Raw genomic sequence first — 15,000 nt, forward strand, 5'->3', positions numbered from 1 at the left:
AGGCTTACAATTTCCTATGTTATCCTTAAATCTTTATGGAAGATTATGCTCGTATGATAACCTTTTTCTTGCCTACAAAAAAGCTAGAAAGCATAAGACAACTAAAGATTATGTTGTTACATTCGAAAAAGGCCTGAAGGATAATCTTCTTTTGCTTCGTTCTGAATTACTATTTCATTCTTACAAGCCAAAGCCTCTGATAAATTTCATAGTCAGAGATCCAAAGACAAGGAAAATATCAAAGTCAGACTTTAGAGACAGGATAGTACATCATGCTTTATGCAATATTATTGAGCCGATTTTTGAAAAAGGCTTTATCTACGATTCATATGCAAATAGGCTTGGTAAAGGAACGCTTATGGCAGTTGAAAGATTTGACTTCTTCAAGAGAAAGGCGAGCAATAATTATACATTTGATTGCTATGTTCTTAAAGCTGACATTAAAAAATATTTTGAAACAGTCAATCATGAAGTATTGCTTGGAATCATACAAAACAAAATCAACGACAAAAAAGTAATCTGGCTAATAAAGATGATATTAACTGCGGGGGGGGGGGGGGGGGGGGGGGGGGGAAAAATCTAACAAGCCAGTTTTTTGCGAATGTTTATCTGAATGAGCTGGACAAATATGTTAAGCATAATCTTAAAGCAAAATATTACATCAGATATGTGGATGATTTTGTTATCTTTGAATCAGATAAAGAAAAATTGCAATCTTATAAAGAGCAAATTAACAAGTTCTTAAAAAGTAGGTTAAAGCTGGAATTGCACAAAGACAAATCAAAAATATTCAAATCGGGAAAATGCTTTAATTTTCTTGGCTTTAGGGTTTTTTACCATCACAAACTTCTCAAGAAGTCAAATCTAAGAAAGATGAGAAACACATATGCAAGTTTGAAAGAAAAATATAATTCAAAAGAAGGTGTTTATGATGTTTTATACGATTTTTTTGAAGGATGGATTGCTTATGCAAAAAATGCAGATACTTTTAGGCAGAGAAAAAAGATTTTAGCAAAATTTGAACATGATTTTCCTGAGGAGATATCAACGAAAGAAATTAACAGATATCTCAAAATGCAGAAAAAATAGGATTATACCTCTTGCCTAAACACTGGAATGAGGCACGGCATTCATCCCACAAATAAATTTGTGGGTATTCTGCCTACGACTTTATAAAAACCCTAAACTTTAAGTAGGTTATCGTATTCCCTAACATCATATAGGTAATAACGTTCATAACATTCAGGCTACAAGAATAAAAGACATTGGAGAGAAAATGAATACAAAACCTCAGCAAGGAACAAAGACCCTCAACGAAGGATTGGCACAGATGCTGAAAGGCGGTGTCATCATGGATGTGGTTACTGCTGAACATGCCAAGATTGCTGAGGACGCAGGAGCTTGTGCAGTCATGGCATTAGAACGAGTTCCTGCTGATATCCGAGCAGCAGGAGGAGTTGCCAGAATGAGCGATCCGAAGCTCATTAAAGAGATCAAAGCCTCGGTAAGCATTCCGGTCATGGCAAAAGTACGCATTGGTCATTTTGTTGAAGCACAGATCTTGGAGGTATTGGCAGTTGATTTTATTGATGAATCTGAAGTACTTACCCCCGCAGATGAAGAAGCTCATATTGATAAGAGAAAATTCAAGATTCCCTTTGTGTGTGGTGCCCGTAATTTAGGCGAAGCTCTTCGACGGATACATGAGGGAGCTGCCATGATTCGGACAAAAGGAGAGGCCGGTACAGGAAATGTTGTTGAGGCAGTCCGCCATATGAAACGCATTACTGCAGAGATTAAGGAACTACAACGCATGGCTCCCAAGCAGCTTGCGCAAAAAGCAGACGACTACCGTGTACCTCTCGAGCTCATCAAAAAAGTCGTGGAACTTGGCAGACTTCCCGTAGTAAACTTCTCAGCAGGTGGTATTGCGACACCGGCAGATGCAGCCTTAATGATGCAGCTTGGTTGTGATGGAAATTTTGTTGGTTCGGGTATTTTTAAGAGTCAAAATCCTGCAAAAATGGCAAAGGCAATCGTTCTTGCAACCACGCATTACAATAATCCAAAGATACTTGCTGAAATTTCCGAAGGATTAGGACAAGCAATGCGAGGAGATGAAATTCCGACCTTAACAGTCAAAATGGCAGAACGTGGTGTATAACACGAGTAAGGTACGTAACGTCGTGGAGTTGATTGTATGGTAACCGTTGGTATTCTCGCGCTTCAGGGAGCATTTATCGAGCATGAAAAAGTGCTGGTATCATTAGGAGTACGCGCAACAGAAGTAAGGACGTGTGATGATCTTCGGGCCATTGATGCTCTTATTCTTCCTGGAGGGGAAAGTACGGTAATGAGTAAACTCATGAGGCAAAACCGGCTTGATACTGCCATCATTGATCTTTCTCGTAAGGGAATGCCACTCTACGGTGTGTGTGCCGGAGCAATTCTTCTGGCAAAACAAGCTGAAGAGAATACGGTTAAATCCTTGGGATTAATGGATATAACGGTTAAAAGAAATGCCTATGGGAGTCAGATCGATAGCTTTGAGGCAGACGTTTCGTGTAAAGAACTTGGTAATATTCATGGTATTTTCATCAGGGCTCCAATTATTACGGACATTGGAAAAGAGGTTGAGGTTCTGGGAAAATATGATAACCAGATTGTGCTGGCAAAACAGAAAAATATTCTCGTCTCTACCTTTCACCCTGAGTTAAGTAGCACAACAAAAGTCCATGAATTGTTTTTGCGGTTGCTCTCACACCCTTAGTGAGGCAAAACAGATAGGGATAAAGGGGCGATAGTATAAGCGATTATTAGTTCTCATTTGAGAACGAAAGATTTAAATATTCGTTCTATTTAGGACACTTATGCCAAACATACAAGACATTATACGGCTGCTCAATCCTTGGTGGGAGGGTGAAATCATTAGCGAGGAGCTTGCCAAACGCTATAAAAGAAGCTTTTTTGATAAGATACAAGAATATAAGAAATATAAGCAGATAATTATTCTTACAGGATTAAGGAGGGTTGGAAAAACTACTCTTATCTATCAGACAATAAAGAGCCTGCTTAGCGAAATTGACCCAAAAAGGATTTTTTATTTTAATTTTGACAAGGAAATTGATGATTTGGTAGAGCTTTTTGAAAATTACAAAGAATTAACAGGGGTAGACTACAAAAAAGAAAAGATTTTTGTTTTTTTTGATGAAATAACCAAATTTAAAAAATGGGCTGGCGAACTGAAATTGATTTATGATTCTAGCCCAAACATAAAATTTTGTGTTTCGTCATCCAGCAGCATCAACCTTGAAGAAGAGGCTGTGAAAAACCTTGCTGGAAGATATTTTCTCATGAATATAACTCCCCTAAGTTTTAAAGAATTTTTAGAATTAACTGGCAAGCAAAAACTGGTTGAGAATCATAGGCTATACGCAAGAGAGATAAAAAAAGAGTTTTTTTCTTACTTATTAAAGAGCTTCCCAGAGACAGTAAGCTGGGATAATGAATTAGTAATCAAGGATTATCTTAAAACAACCATTATAGACAAGATAATCAGATTGGACCTTCCAGAAAGATTTAGTAATATTAACAAAGAATTATTGTCTAAACTCGTAGAATTGTTTTACAAGGAGCCAGGGTTCTACCTTGATTATGATAATCTATCAAAGAATCTAAGGATAAGCAAGAATACCCTCTACAAGCATATTTTCTATCTTGAATTTTGTTATCTGATAAGAATTGTTAAAAATTTTAGGCCAAGCACGTTATCAACGAGTAGAAAGCTACAGAGAGTTTATCCTTACTGGTGGAATCTTGCATATTGCTACGGAGAGAATAACGATAAAATTTTAGAGTCTTTCGTTGTAAGCACTATAAACGGAAAGCATTACTGGAGGTATTTAGAAAAAGAGATAGACTTCTTAAAAATTGAAGGCAGAAACATTCTTCCTATTGAAGTCAAAAATAAGGAAAATGTCGAGGATAGGGATTTGAACGCATTAAAATTATTTATGAAAAAGTATAAAATAAAGAGATCCCTTCTTTTATACCTTGGAGATAAAGAAATAAAGGAATTCGATGATAAAACAATTGAATTTACTTCATTTTGGAGTTGGCTGCTGGCGCAATAATCAAAGGAGCAGGAGAATCAAACTTAACCTCAATTCCTTGCTCTACTAATTTTGCATGTCCTAGACCTAGCAAACGTTGCCCAACAATTCCAGCTTGAGTGTCTGAAGGCAGTCCTGGCGTATTGTTATGGTATTGAGAAAGTACCGTAACATACGAATCATTTGGGCCCCTTAATGAGTCAGGGACGAATTGCTCGATATATACATTATTGACTTGCCCATCAAAAGGATCTGTCTTATCTGGAGAAGAGCCATCACCTGCAATGACTAAGAAAGAATCCTACCCAGCAGCAAACGGCCCTAAATTAACACCCATCCCAGATCCTAGATTCGGAGAAGGACTATAGGTTACAAAGAGCGTGGTTTGACCCTCAGCACCACCTGGAAGGAGCTGTTCCAATCCAATCTGATTGACAACAATCTGTGCATCTACGGTTTGATTCAACGTAGAAGGTAGCTCACTACCACATCCATTCATGGTTGCTGCTACTAACACTGCCAAAATAGGTCCTCTTGTTTGATAATTTTGGTTCATAGTCTCATCCTCCTAAAGATCATGATGTTTAAGGCCGTCTTTTACTAAGTCAGCTGTCAAACGAGACATGCCCTCACGCTCACGTTGTTCTTGCGCTAATCTTCTATCACCTAGGTCTAACAATTCTTGGCCGACCCGTGCTAAGGGAACAGGAAACTCGAGCCTTAGTCCCAAAATACTATTATATTCAGCAACTTTTTCAAAACAGGGGCTATCATTGCTCAGTGAATCATAGTCAGCCTTCTCTAAGCAAGCATAATCCAGCACCCCATCAGGACGTGGTGAACTTATTGTACCAGGATAAACAGGCGTTATATTGTCTTCTGCAGTAAGCAAAAAAGTACCATTTTCTGTAGTGAACGGGCCTAAAAACACCGTCAGACGATCTCCCTTCATAGTAGAAGAGGAAGAATGGGCCTCAAGAGTTGTTGAACCATGCAGCGGACCTAATGTTTGTTCTAAGCGATCTGAGTTCGAACCTAAACCAATGCTATCGGCAATAGCTGCTGCGTCAACAATTTCATTAATGTATAATGGTTGCTGAGAACATGAACTGAGCGCAGCTGCTGTGGTAAGCATAGCTAAAACAGGTGCTTTTGTTTGATAATTTTGGTTCATAATTTCATCCTCCTTGAAAAGATTCATACATATTACTTTTGAATGTTGACCTCAATTCCTTTCCGGTTTAATAAGGTTTCATACCCGAGATCGAGCAAGTTCTGTCCAACCAGAGTTAACTCATCTGATACCGGACCATCACGGTGAGATTGAGCAAGGATACCAATATCCACCCAATGTGAGCCATTGTGAGAAAGTCTATGAAGATAGGTGTCATTTACCATTCCATCGAATAGATCGTTTACCCTTCCATCGAATAGATTGTTTCCTGGTTTCTGGTTCTGATCCACGACCTGGAGCCCCAAGGTATCATGTCCAGCAACAAACGGTCCTAAACCAACAGAGAGCTTATCTCCCACCCCATCATTAGTAAAATACTCAATGACTAAATTGGTGTAACCAGAAAGACGTTGGCCATCACGATGATCAGGAAGTATCAGCTCTAATCCAATGCGATCACCAACTGGCTGCACCATTACTCTCTCCTCTACAGTAACCGGTCTATTGTGGTAGATAGCAAAAGCCACTGCTCCGACAAGTGTTGCTGCAGCAAGCGCTTCTCTACGATAATGTTTAATCATAGTATCTTCCTCCTTAAAGAATTGCAGGAACGATTATGCTAGCCTATATAAACCTTTCGTAAATTTAGTTACTAGTGGGGGACAAAATTTCTTTAAAACTGCAACCACTCAAAAGGGACAAACATAGAAACATTTAAATAAAGAAGGAGAATCTCTAGGTTTTAAGGAGGTTATCACATGGCATTCCGATTATTTCAGAGAAAACAAGCAGAGTATACAGCAAGCGTACCTCTTCCCGTCAAAGTAATAGCTCAACCTAATGAAGTCTATCAGGCTTTATTGACCGGTTTAGATGAAATGGAAGGGCAAGGGGTTGACAGGGTTGTGTTGTCCGTGTATGAAACAGAGCCAAGCTCAAACGCAACAGGGAGATGGATACGTGAGGATGGCATAGCTTATTATCCGCGTAAAACACTTACTCCAACTGAGCAAGCAATGATAGCAGATAGAAAGCATTATCAGGTTGTTGCCTTAGTCATGGATAATGTTGGAAATCTAGTAAAGTATCCTGGAAGGGGCGTTGAAGTAACACAGAGAACACGTGTTAATCCCTTCTTATACAGAGTAAGCGAAGACTCACCATTACGTTATGTCACTGAATGTGGTGCTCACACCGGAGAAAATCTCAGAAGTTATGCAACTATTGCTGCAGCAAATGGTTGGACTCCCGAAGGAGTAGAACAAAGCGTTCGCGAGGGTATTCAAGAATATCACGGAGTAACCAAACGATTAATGCAATCTGCAGGGGTTGATGATGTGCTCCAACAAATGCAACAAAGAGCAGCTACACCGTTTGAATCCCTGATGATGCAGATGAGAGGGAATATCTCCCAAGCAAGGAGTAAATAAGATTTCTTTTTTTCTTATTCCTTTTTGGGGTCATCAGATTTAAATATTACCCTTGCCTTAAGAGATATCAGAGAGAGGTCAGTATGATAACTATACCACCGATCAGACATTTTCAGAAGGTACCTTCGCTTGCACGACAGAAAGTGCTCCATGTTCTTACGATACTGATACGGGCAAGTCTTCTGTTTGCTGGCATTGCCAGTATTCTTGACCAACAATGGCTTGTGTTGTTTCTATGTGCCCTCACCTTTACCTTAACGTTTTTACCTGTGCTCCTTTCACGAAGGTATCATCTCGAGCTTCCTCTTGAATTCGAGATTATCATTGTGTTGTTTATCTATGCCTCGTTATTCTTAGGCAATGCTCGAGGATATTATGTTTCCTATTGGTGGTGGGATATCCTGCTCCATACGACTTCAGGTATTGCTCTCGGCTTTGTAGGATTCTTGATCTTGTATGTTCTCTATGCCAGTAAACGCTTCCAGGCAAATCCCTTTGTTGTGGCCTTATTCTCCTTTTGTTTTGCCCTTGCTCTGGGAACGGTCTGGGAATTAGTTGAATTTCTCATTGATGCAACATTTCAGGCCCATAATGTCCATATGCAGAAAGGTTTAGTTGATACAATGAGTGATCTCTTGGTTGATAGTCTCGGTGCATTGATAGCATCGGTAACCGGATATGTCTACGTAAAAAGCAAGCGACCTGAACTCTTGGCAACAGCAATCGAACGGTTCAGGAAAAAGAATCCGCATTTCTGGAAAGAGCATTAACGTAAAAGTACAAAAAGGTTTTATATAATACAGCCTTATCTCAATGTCATGCCGATCTTAAAAGTTCCTCTACCTGAAGCAGAAACAGTAAAACAGATCCTCATTAAGCATCAATTCTTGGATAAGACAAGGGGTATAGTAAGAACAAAGACTTCGGTCTATTACCCAGTTAAAGACATTCCAGGAGCAAAGCAGGCAGTTGGCCAGCATGTTCCTGACGCTATTTCTCTTTCTTGGAGTAAAAAAAAGATGCCGTTACGCAAGGAAATAACAACCTTACGGGGAGCATTGTCTTCTGCATTAACAACAGCAGAACAAGAAGTGCTCAAGACCAGTTATGATAGTATCGGGAATATCGCTATTCTTGAGATTCCCGCTGAACTTCAGGCAAAAGAAAGACATATTGCCCAAACCTTACTAACCCTGAACAAGAGCATCAAGACCGTAGTAAAAAAGGCTGGCGTTCATGAAGGTACATTCAGGTTGCAACCATTGCAGTATCTTGCCGGAGAAAAAACAAAGGAAACGATCCATAAAGAGAACAATGTACGCATAAAGCTTGATGTCGAGCAGGTTTATTTTTCTCCGCGCCTGAGCACTGAACGCAGAAGGATCATGCAGCAGGTAAAACCAGAAGAAGATATCCTTGTGATGTTTGCTGGCTGCGGTCCTTACACCCTTGAACTGGCTAAAAATACCAAAGCAAGAGCAGTTGTTGGCATAGAAATCAATCCAAAAGGCCATCACTATGCAGAAGAAAACGTGAAGCTCAACAAGCTCAGTAATGTCACGAATTACTGTGGGGATGTCCGGGTTGTTGTTCCACAACTCCTGAAAAAAATAGAGAAAAAGTTCGATAGAGTACTGATGCCATTGCCCATGGGAGGTGAGCATTTCCTTGATGTTGCTTTAACAGCAGTAAAGTCAGGTGGGATTATTCATTTCTATGATTTTCTTAAAGAAGAAGCATTTCCTCAAGAGGCAATCGCAAAAATTGCTGCTGTATGTAAAGAAAAAGGAAGAACCTACAAGGTTCTCCACACAACATTATGCGGACAGTACGCTCCGCGTTTATTTCGTGTGTGTATTGATGCGATGGTTCACTGACTGCCTTGCATCTTTCCAGCAAATGGCTCTTTGGTTATAAAAGTTATTGTTTTGGTTTCTTTAGAGTAGTTACAAATGGAAAGATTTATAAATCAATTTGAAATCTTAAATAAAGCTCCCAACTGCTCCAAGGGGCAAGGGTAAAACTTAAGAAATTTAACTTAACCTACTTGGGAAATAAATAATGTCAAATCAATATGCTGTGAGGTCACCAGAGTATTTGCAGAGATTTTCTACGTTTAGAGACGGAACATCATTAGAACATATTGCTATGTCGGTCGAGAGGTTACAAGAAAAGAGAAACCTACAAATAGCCGATATGATGTGTGGAGATGGAGCCATAGGGAAATTCTTAGTAAGATATTTTGGAGTAGAAGCTATTAAATTGCTTGTTTTTATTGATGGTAGCCAAAAAATGTTAGATGCATTGCCTCTGGATGCACTACCTCTTGGTGCAAGTAAAGTTCTTGCAGATGTGCAAAAATTGGATTATCCTGCTAATCAATTTGATATAATGGTATGTAGATATGGATTAAATAATTTGGAGATTCAACAATATTTACCTGTATTAAGGGGGTACCTAAGGACTTTAAGAGAATATGGAATATTGACTGTTCAAGATCACTTTCCAAAAAATGATCCAGATGCAGAATTAATTAACACAATAGAAGGGTTAGTGGCTGTTCAAGATGGAAGAGATGATAAACCCTATATTCCTCCAATTAGCCAGTTTGAAGAATGGGTTGCTTTATCAGGGGGCAGAGTAGTGGCAAGGACTGAGTTTACCTGTGTCTGGAGTCTGAGAGAAAGATTCGAATGTAAGGGTAGAACAAGTGATGGAGTGACCGAGGAATTGAAGAGTCTGTCTGAACACAACAAGACTGGAATTGAAATTGCTTCAACACCTGATGATATTATGATCAGTTATCCTATTGCTACTTTTACTATACAAAAATGAGTGAGCTGGATTTCCTAGTGCGCCCTTAACAACTAATTACCTTTTATCTTTTCACAGAATACCCTGTAGGTCTCGATATTAGGATTTGTCAGAGAAGGTATGCTCCACACCCTACCAAGCTCAACAAAAGACCGAAGATTTGCTACGGAAATTGACGAAGGGAGTGCTTGAAGATAGCCCCGACAACGTTCATCTAACCGCTCCTGAGTACTCAACTGTTCATCAACACCTGCTTTAAGTCGAGGAGCAGCATCATAGAACCCCGTAAGCCAGAAAAAAGCAGTCATGGTATGATCAAAGACAGCATTCTCAGGAAAGTTTGCATGATAGAGATTTCCTGCAAGACCATCCTGATACTTTGATAGTTGATTCCTGCCCTTCAAGAGTGCAACACTTCTAAATCCGTAAGCATGGCTTACAGAAAGTCCTAAGCCCTGCATAACCGTGATAACATCTGAGAACACCTCATAGACTAAAGGAACTTTATCTCCGTCATCTCGCTGACGAGTTAAACGCTGCATTGGTAATACTATCGGAACGTAACCCTCATTAAACTCTGCAAGTCGTGCATCAAAATTTCCTTGGGACTCCTCTGGCAACATACTGAGCATAGCTTCAAGCTTACCTTGTTCGCTCAGCTCTCGAATCAATGCAGATCCTCCTTTGCCCTCAGCCTCATCAAAACGTATACTTTCTAAACTTGATAAATAGACACCACTCTCTTGCTTTGCTGCTCGTGCTTGATATGCTTGTACGTATTGCCCAAATTGGTCTAAGGTAGCTGTTTGCATTTGCCTAGCGAATAGTTTGTTTATTATAAACGTTATCCTTTGTCGATGTAAGCGTTTAATTAAATTGGAGAAAACTACGCACGCCACGCTAGTGGCGGCTGACGGATTGCTTGCGAGCAATCCTACGAAGCGTCCCCGGATGGGGCGTCCCCCGCTTCGTCAGCGCCCAACTGGTTACGCTCAGTTGACACGCATTTGATCAAACTTTGGTAAACACGCGAAAATGCCATGCATTTTCGGTGAACTGGGAAATTCTTTGAATTTCCGGTTTCCCGGAAACTTAGTTTCCGAGGATCCTGAAAATCCGTTGGATTTTCATGAGTTTGCGTGGCGTGCGACGAGCCGAGGCTCCTCCGGAGTGGCGAGTAGGGCAAAACCGAAGACATGAGGTTTTGACCGTCGCACCGCCATTAGTGGCGCTGGAAAATTGAATGTGGAAAGTTAAATGCTAGTTTATTTAATTGATTTATCTGCTCATTTATTTCTTGAGATACTTTTTTATAGTACCAGTTTATGGAAAGAGGTATGAATGGGTATCATGACGCATCCATCGAGGAAGTCTGTACAGCGCTAAAGACGAGTCGTACAGGAATCGATGAAAAAGAGGCTCGATTCCGGCTTAAACGCTATGGGCTGAACAAACTCAAAGAGAAAAAGACCGTCAGCAAACTCAAAATCTTTCTCGAGCAGTTCAAAAATCCGGTTGTCTGGGTGCTTCTCGGTGCAACCCTTGTTTCACTTGCTTTTGGAGAAATACTCCAATCGACAGTTATTCTGATCATTGTACTTATCAATGCCTTTCTTGGATTCTTGCAAGAATACAAAGCAGAACGTACAATCGTTGCCCTGCTTCGCCTCACCAAACTCCAGGCAACCATCATAAGGGAAGGAAAGAAACAAACGATTGATGCTCTTTTTCTTGTTCCAGGTGACATCATTGTCCTTGAAACAGGAGATAAAGTTCCTGCCGATGCTCGTTTAATTGAAGCAACAACCCTTCAGGCAAACGAGTCAAGTTTAACCGGAGAATCAGTAGCAGTACGAAAGACCATTGAAGCGCTTCCGAAAGAAACTTTACTTGCTGATAGAACAAACATGGTGTATGCAGGAACAATAATAACCAGTGGCAGGGCTCTTGCGCTTGTTACGCATACAGGAACAAAAACAGAAATGGGAAAGATAGCCCATCTTTTGCAGGAAACAAGTACCCATGAAACACCACTCCAGCAGAGACTACGATTGCTGAGTAAACGGCTTGGATTTTATGTACTCTTGATCAGCGCAATTATTTTTACCATAGGAGTGGTACGTGGAGAAACAGCCTTACCGGTCTTAATGATTGCCGTTGCGCTTGCAGTAGCTGCCATTCCTGAAGGGCTACCTATTGTGGTGACGATTTGTCTGGCATTAGGGGTTCAACGCATGGCAAAACAGAGCGTCCTTATCAGAAAGTTGCACGCTGCCGAAGCCCTTGGAAGTATCTCAGTCATCTGTACTGATAAGACAGGAACGCTAACAAAGAATGAAATGACGGTAACAAAGGTCTATGCCAACCACGAGGAATATTTGGTGACGGGAAGCGGGTATGAGAGAAACGGTTCAGTAACAACCATCGAGGGAGTTTCTGTTGATACACGAGAGCTTGCCATGCTCTTTACCATCGGAGCAATGAACAATAATGCAGAGATTGAACGGGATGAAAACAATACTACAACCGAGGTTATCGGAGATCCTACTGAGGCCGCATTGCTCATTAGTGCAGGAAAAGCAGGTATTGACATCGTTGCGACGAAAGTAAACCAACAACGTATCGGAGAAATTCCTTTTTCATCCGAACGTAAACGAATGACAACGATTCATAAAATAGGTACACGAAAATTTGCCTATACCAAAGGAGCTCCTGAGCAAGTTCTCCGTATCTGTACGAGCATTAAAATCGGAAAGACCGTGAGAGAGCTAACCATTGATGATAACGTTAAGATTCTCAAACAGAATGAAGCCTTTGGAAAACAAGCATTGAGAGTTCTTGCATTTGCCTATAGAGAATTACGGCCAGAATTAGAACATAAAACCAGTGGTCAGGTTGAAGGAAAAATGGTCTTTGTCGGATTACAAGCCATGATGGATCCTCCTCGGGAACGGGTAAGTGAAGCTGTTGCAACCTGTCACGAAGCAGGCATTAAAGTAGTAATGGTAACTGGTGATCATAAAGATACTGCCTTAGCTATTGCCCAACAGGTAGGTATCACGGGTAGCGTGATTACCGGAAAGGAAATTGATGAGCGTGAAGATTTAGCAAGCATTGTTGATGACGTTGGTGTGTACGCACGTGTTGATCCAAGTCATAAGATTAAAATCATTTCAGCCCTTCAAAGAAAAGGTTATCGCGTTGCTATGACTGGTGATGGGGTAAATGACGCGCCTGCACTGAAAAAAGCAGATATTGGCATTGCCATGGGAATGAGAGGTACAGACGTTGCCAAGGAAGCGAGTGATATTATTCTTATGGATGATAACTTTACGTCGATTGTTAATGGCATTGAAGAAGGAAGAGGTATCTTTGATAACATTAAGAAATTTGTGAATTATCTGCTCTCGAGCAATTTAGCAGAAGTCCTTATTCTTGTCATAGCCATGTTCTTTATGTTTACTGATGGTCAGGGATGGGTAATCCTTCCTCTTGCGACCTTGCATCTTCTTTGGATCAATGTCATTACTGATGGACTTCCTGCATTAGCGCTAAGTGTAGATCCGAAGAGCTACGCATTAATGCAGCGACCACCACGAAATGGAGAAGAGGGGATTATTACCAAGAACATGGCATTGAACATTATAACTGTGGGAATACTTGTTGCTTTCGTTGTGTTGGGACTTTTTGCCTATTATCTTCCTGACGCTGCAAAAGCCAGAACCATCGCCTTTACTGCCGTAATCGTTTTTGAGATGGTGAGAATCCAGATGATTCGATCGCACTATAAACTGGGTGTGTTCTCAAACAGATGGTTACTTGGAGCAATCTGCTCTTCTCTTGTCCTGCAATTACTCGTACTTTATACACCCCTCCAAACGATATTTAATGTTGTCCCTCTCGGATTGATTGATTGGGCAATAATCATCGGCGTAACTATTCCTTTATTCGCTGTAGCCATGCTTGCTTCTCTTGCCATTAAGAAAGTAACGAATCAACGAGATTAGAGAAAATAGAATTCATTTCCATACTGAGCATCAAGTTTACCCAACAGTCTCGAACGGTCTCTCTCGTTTTTGCTTACGACGTTCTCTATCAATTCTCAAATTGGCTTCACCTTGATACAATCGGAGAAGTTCCTCTAAACGCTCACTTGGTAGTGCTATCATCCTGAGATTATCACCTTCATCAGATTCTGAAGCAATATTTTGTGGATCAATATGGTACTGTACTGTGACCGTACCTTGCCGTGCCGCGTCATGTATGTATCCACTAACATGTCCTGATGAAACAGCATTTTCTGTGTCTATTCCCAAAATGCCTGCACGAGCTAAGAGATCCTGTAACTGAGGAACAACATATGTTCCATTATACCAAACTTTATTGCTGTAGACTAAGCCTGGTGGACTTTCGCGAGAAGTCAAATCTCCAAAAGGTTTTCCATCAATAAAGGTACGAACCTGCAGAGTAATCCGCGAAGACAGATTTGATAGAGAAAGATCTCGGGGTGTATACCTCACATGAGCAGTATCATTGATGAAAAGATTCAATGGTTCTTGGCTTGTGGTTGATGGTGACAAGGTACTTGCTAATCCTAATACCCCTACACTTCCCAGAATCAGCCCTAGAGAGGTCCTTATTCTAGCGTCATACCTTTGCATCTAATAAAGAAATCTTGATGATCTTATAAACGTTATTCTCACTTCGCTAAGACTCCGGAAACGAACAATGATTTGTAGTGCAACGCGGTTATTAATCGATATCTCCCACCCTTCTCAGAAGCTCAACAGCCTGGCCATGATCTTTGTGGGAAAAGATAAACGAGCCTGCAACAAGGATATTTGCGCCTGCTGCGACAACCTGCTGTGCAGTCTTATCAGTAATGCCACCATCAACTTGTATATCCATCCCCGGCTTTAGATTTCTCAATTCTTTTATCTTGGCAAGCACGCTGGGCATAAATTTTTGCCCGCCAAATCCTGGGAAAACCGTCATGAGTACGACCATATCAACATCATCAAGCAAGACATCAATCATAGACAAGGGATTATCGGGGTTAAGGGCAACACCTACCTGTATGTTGAGGCGCTTCAAGAAATGCACTGTCTTTTTACGTTCCGCATTGCTCTTGCATGCATTCGCATGGAAGGTTATGGAATCTGCTCCGGCTTCTACAAACGCAGGTGCATACTTTCTTGGCTCAGTAATCATCAGATGAACATCCTTCTTCAACGGAGTTTTGAGCTTTTTAATAACTACCGGTCCAATTGTGATGTTCGGTACAAAATGACCATCCATGACATCGATGTGGAGCCAGTCTGCATTCTTGACCGTGTCTATCTCATCCTGAAGACGAGAAAAATCAGCAGATAAAATTGATGGAGCAATTTTGAGCGCAGGCATAGCTCATATAAGGTAAGGGTTTCTATTTAAAATTTATGCTAAAAGTGTATCACGGAGAATCTTCGTT

14 protein-coding genes and 1 pseudogene are annotated in these 15,000 nt (G+C 40.7%); 9 read left to right on the forward strand and 6 right to left on the reverse strand.

Annotation, left to right across the window (positions count from 1 at the left end; genetic code table 11):
* Positions 1-16: 16 nt before the first annotated feature.
* The 4 genes and pseudogenes from HYW21_01540 to HYW21_01555 all read left to right on the forward strand — a co-directional run bounded on the left by HYW21_01540 (position 17) and on the right by HYW21_01555 (position 4,133).
* Positions 17-1,089 (forward strand): annotated as a pseudogene (locus tag HYW21_01540) (group II intron reverse transcriptase domain-containing protein).
* A gap of 187 nt (positions 1,090-1,276) precedes the next feature.
* Complete coding sequence (gene pdxS, locus HYW21_01545) at positions 1,277-2,164, forward strand: pyridoxal 5'-phosphate synthase lyase subunit PdxS (protein ID MBI2548011.1); 888 nt, start codon at positions 1,277-1,279, stop codon at positions 2,162-2,164.
* Between the two features lie 36 nt (positions 2,165-2,200).
* Positions 2,201-2,770, forward strand: a complete 570-nt coding sequence (gene pdxT / locus HYW21_01550; GenBank protein ID MBI2548012.1) for a pyridoxal 5'-phosphate synthase glutaminase subunit PdxT — start codon at positions 2,201-2,203, stop codon at positions 2,768-2,770.
* Between the two features lie 100 nt (positions 2,771-2,870).
* Positions 2,871-4,133 (forward strand): ATP-binding protein, encoded by a 1,263-nt coding sequence (locus HYW21_01555; protein MBI2548013.1) that lies wholly within the window; start codon positions 2,871-2,873, stop codon positions 4,131-4,133.
* Positions 4,134-4,413: 280 nt separating this feature from the next.
* On the opposite strand, the gene HYW21_01560 is transcribed toward HYW21_01555, so the two are convergent.
* The 3 genes from HYW21_01560 to HYW21_01570 are packed head-to-tail and all read right to left on the reverse strand — an operon-like array spanning position 4,414 to position 5,867.
* The gene (locus tag HYW21_01560; protein ID MBI2548014.1) at positions 4,414-4,668 is read right to left on the reverse strand and encodes a hypothetical protein; all 255 of its coding nucleotides are present in this window, start codon (positions 4,666-4,668) and stop codon (positions 4,414-4,416) included.
* Between the two features lie 12 nt (positions 4,669-4,680).
* Positions 4,681-5,286: a hypothetical protein gene (locus HYW21_01565; GenBank protein ID MBI2548015.1), complete on the reverse strand. Its 606-nt coding sequence runs from the start codon at positions 5,284-5,286 to the stop codon at positions 4,681-4,683.
* 32 nt (positions 5,287-5,318) lie between these two features.
* Positions 5,319-5,867, reverse strand: a complete 549-nt coding sequence (locus HYW21_01570; GenBank protein ID MBI2548016.1) for a hypothetical protein — start codon at positions 5,865-5,867, stop codon at positions 5,319-5,321.
* Positions 5,868-6,044: 177 nt separating this feature from the next.
* Here HYW21_01570 and HYW21_01575 point away from each other — a divergent pair, with 177 nt between their 5' ends.
* The 4 genes from HYW21_01575 (at position 6,045) to HYW21_01590 (ending at position 9,551) form a co-directional block, all read left to right on the forward strand.
* Complete coding sequence (locus HYW21_01575; GenBank protein MBI2548017.1) at positions 6,045-6,716, forward strand: hypothetical protein; 672 nt, start codon at positions 6,045-6,047, stop codon at positions 6,714-6,716.
* 83 nt (positions 6,717-6,799) lie between these two features.
* The gene (locus tag HYW21_01580; protein MBI2548018.1) at positions 6,800-7,486 is read left to right on the forward strand and encodes a hypothetical protein; all 687 of its coding nucleotides are present in this window, start codon (positions 6,800-6,802) and stop codon (positions 7,484-7,486) included.
* Between the two features lie 48 nt (positions 7,487-7,534).
* Positions 7,535-8,593: a class I SAM-dependent methyltransferase family protein gene (locus tag HYW21_01585; protein MBI2548019.1), complete on the forward strand. Its 1,059-nt coding sequence runs from the start codon at positions 7,535-7,537 to the stop codon at positions 8,591-8,593.
* A gap of 184 nt (positions 8,594-8,777) precedes the next feature.
* On the forward strand, positions 8,778-9,551 hold the full coding sequence (locus tag HYW21_01590; protein MBI2548020.1) for a class I SAM-dependent methyltransferase: 774 nt from the start codon (positions 8,778-8,780) through the stop codon (positions 9,549-9,551).
* 32 nt (positions 9,552-9,583) lie between these two features.
* On the opposite strand, the gene HYW21_01595 is transcribed toward HYW21_01590, so the two are convergent.
* Positions 9,584-10,342, reverse strand: a complete 759-nt coding sequence (locus HYW21_01595) for a hypothetical protein (GenBank protein ID MBI2548021.1) — start codon at positions 10,340-10,342, stop codon at positions 9,584-9,586.
* 525 nt (positions 10,343-10,867) lie between these two features.
* On the opposite strand from HYW21_01595, the gene HYW21_01600 reads away from it, so the two are divergent.
* A complete protein-coding gene (locus HYW21_01600; protein MBI2548022.1) occupies positions 10,868-13,537 on the forward strand; it encodes a cation-translocating P-type ATPase in 2,670 nt (889 codons plus the stop codon).
* A 36-nt stretch (positions 13,538-13,573) separates the two neighbouring features.
* Here the strand turns inward: HYW21_01600 and HYW21_01605 are convergent, their stop codons facing one another.
* Complete coding sequence (locus HYW21_01605) at positions 13,574-14,191, reverse strand: hypothetical protein (GenBank protein ID MBI2548023.1); 618 nt, start codon at positions 14,189-14,191, stop codon at positions 13,574-13,576.
* Between the two features lie 91 nt (positions 14,192-14,282).
* Positions 14,283-14,933, reverse strand: coding sequence for a ribulose-phosphate 3-epimerase (gene rpe / locus HYW21_01610; protein MBI2548024.1), 651 nt, complete (start codon positions 14,931-14,933; stop codon positions 14,283-14,285).
* Positions 14,934-15,000: the final 67 nt, after the last annotated feature.

Source organism: Candidatus Woesearchaeota archaeon (genome assembly GCA_016187565.1).
Lineage (GTDB): Archaea > Nanobdellota > Nanobdellia > Woesearchaeales > JACPJR01 > JACPJR01.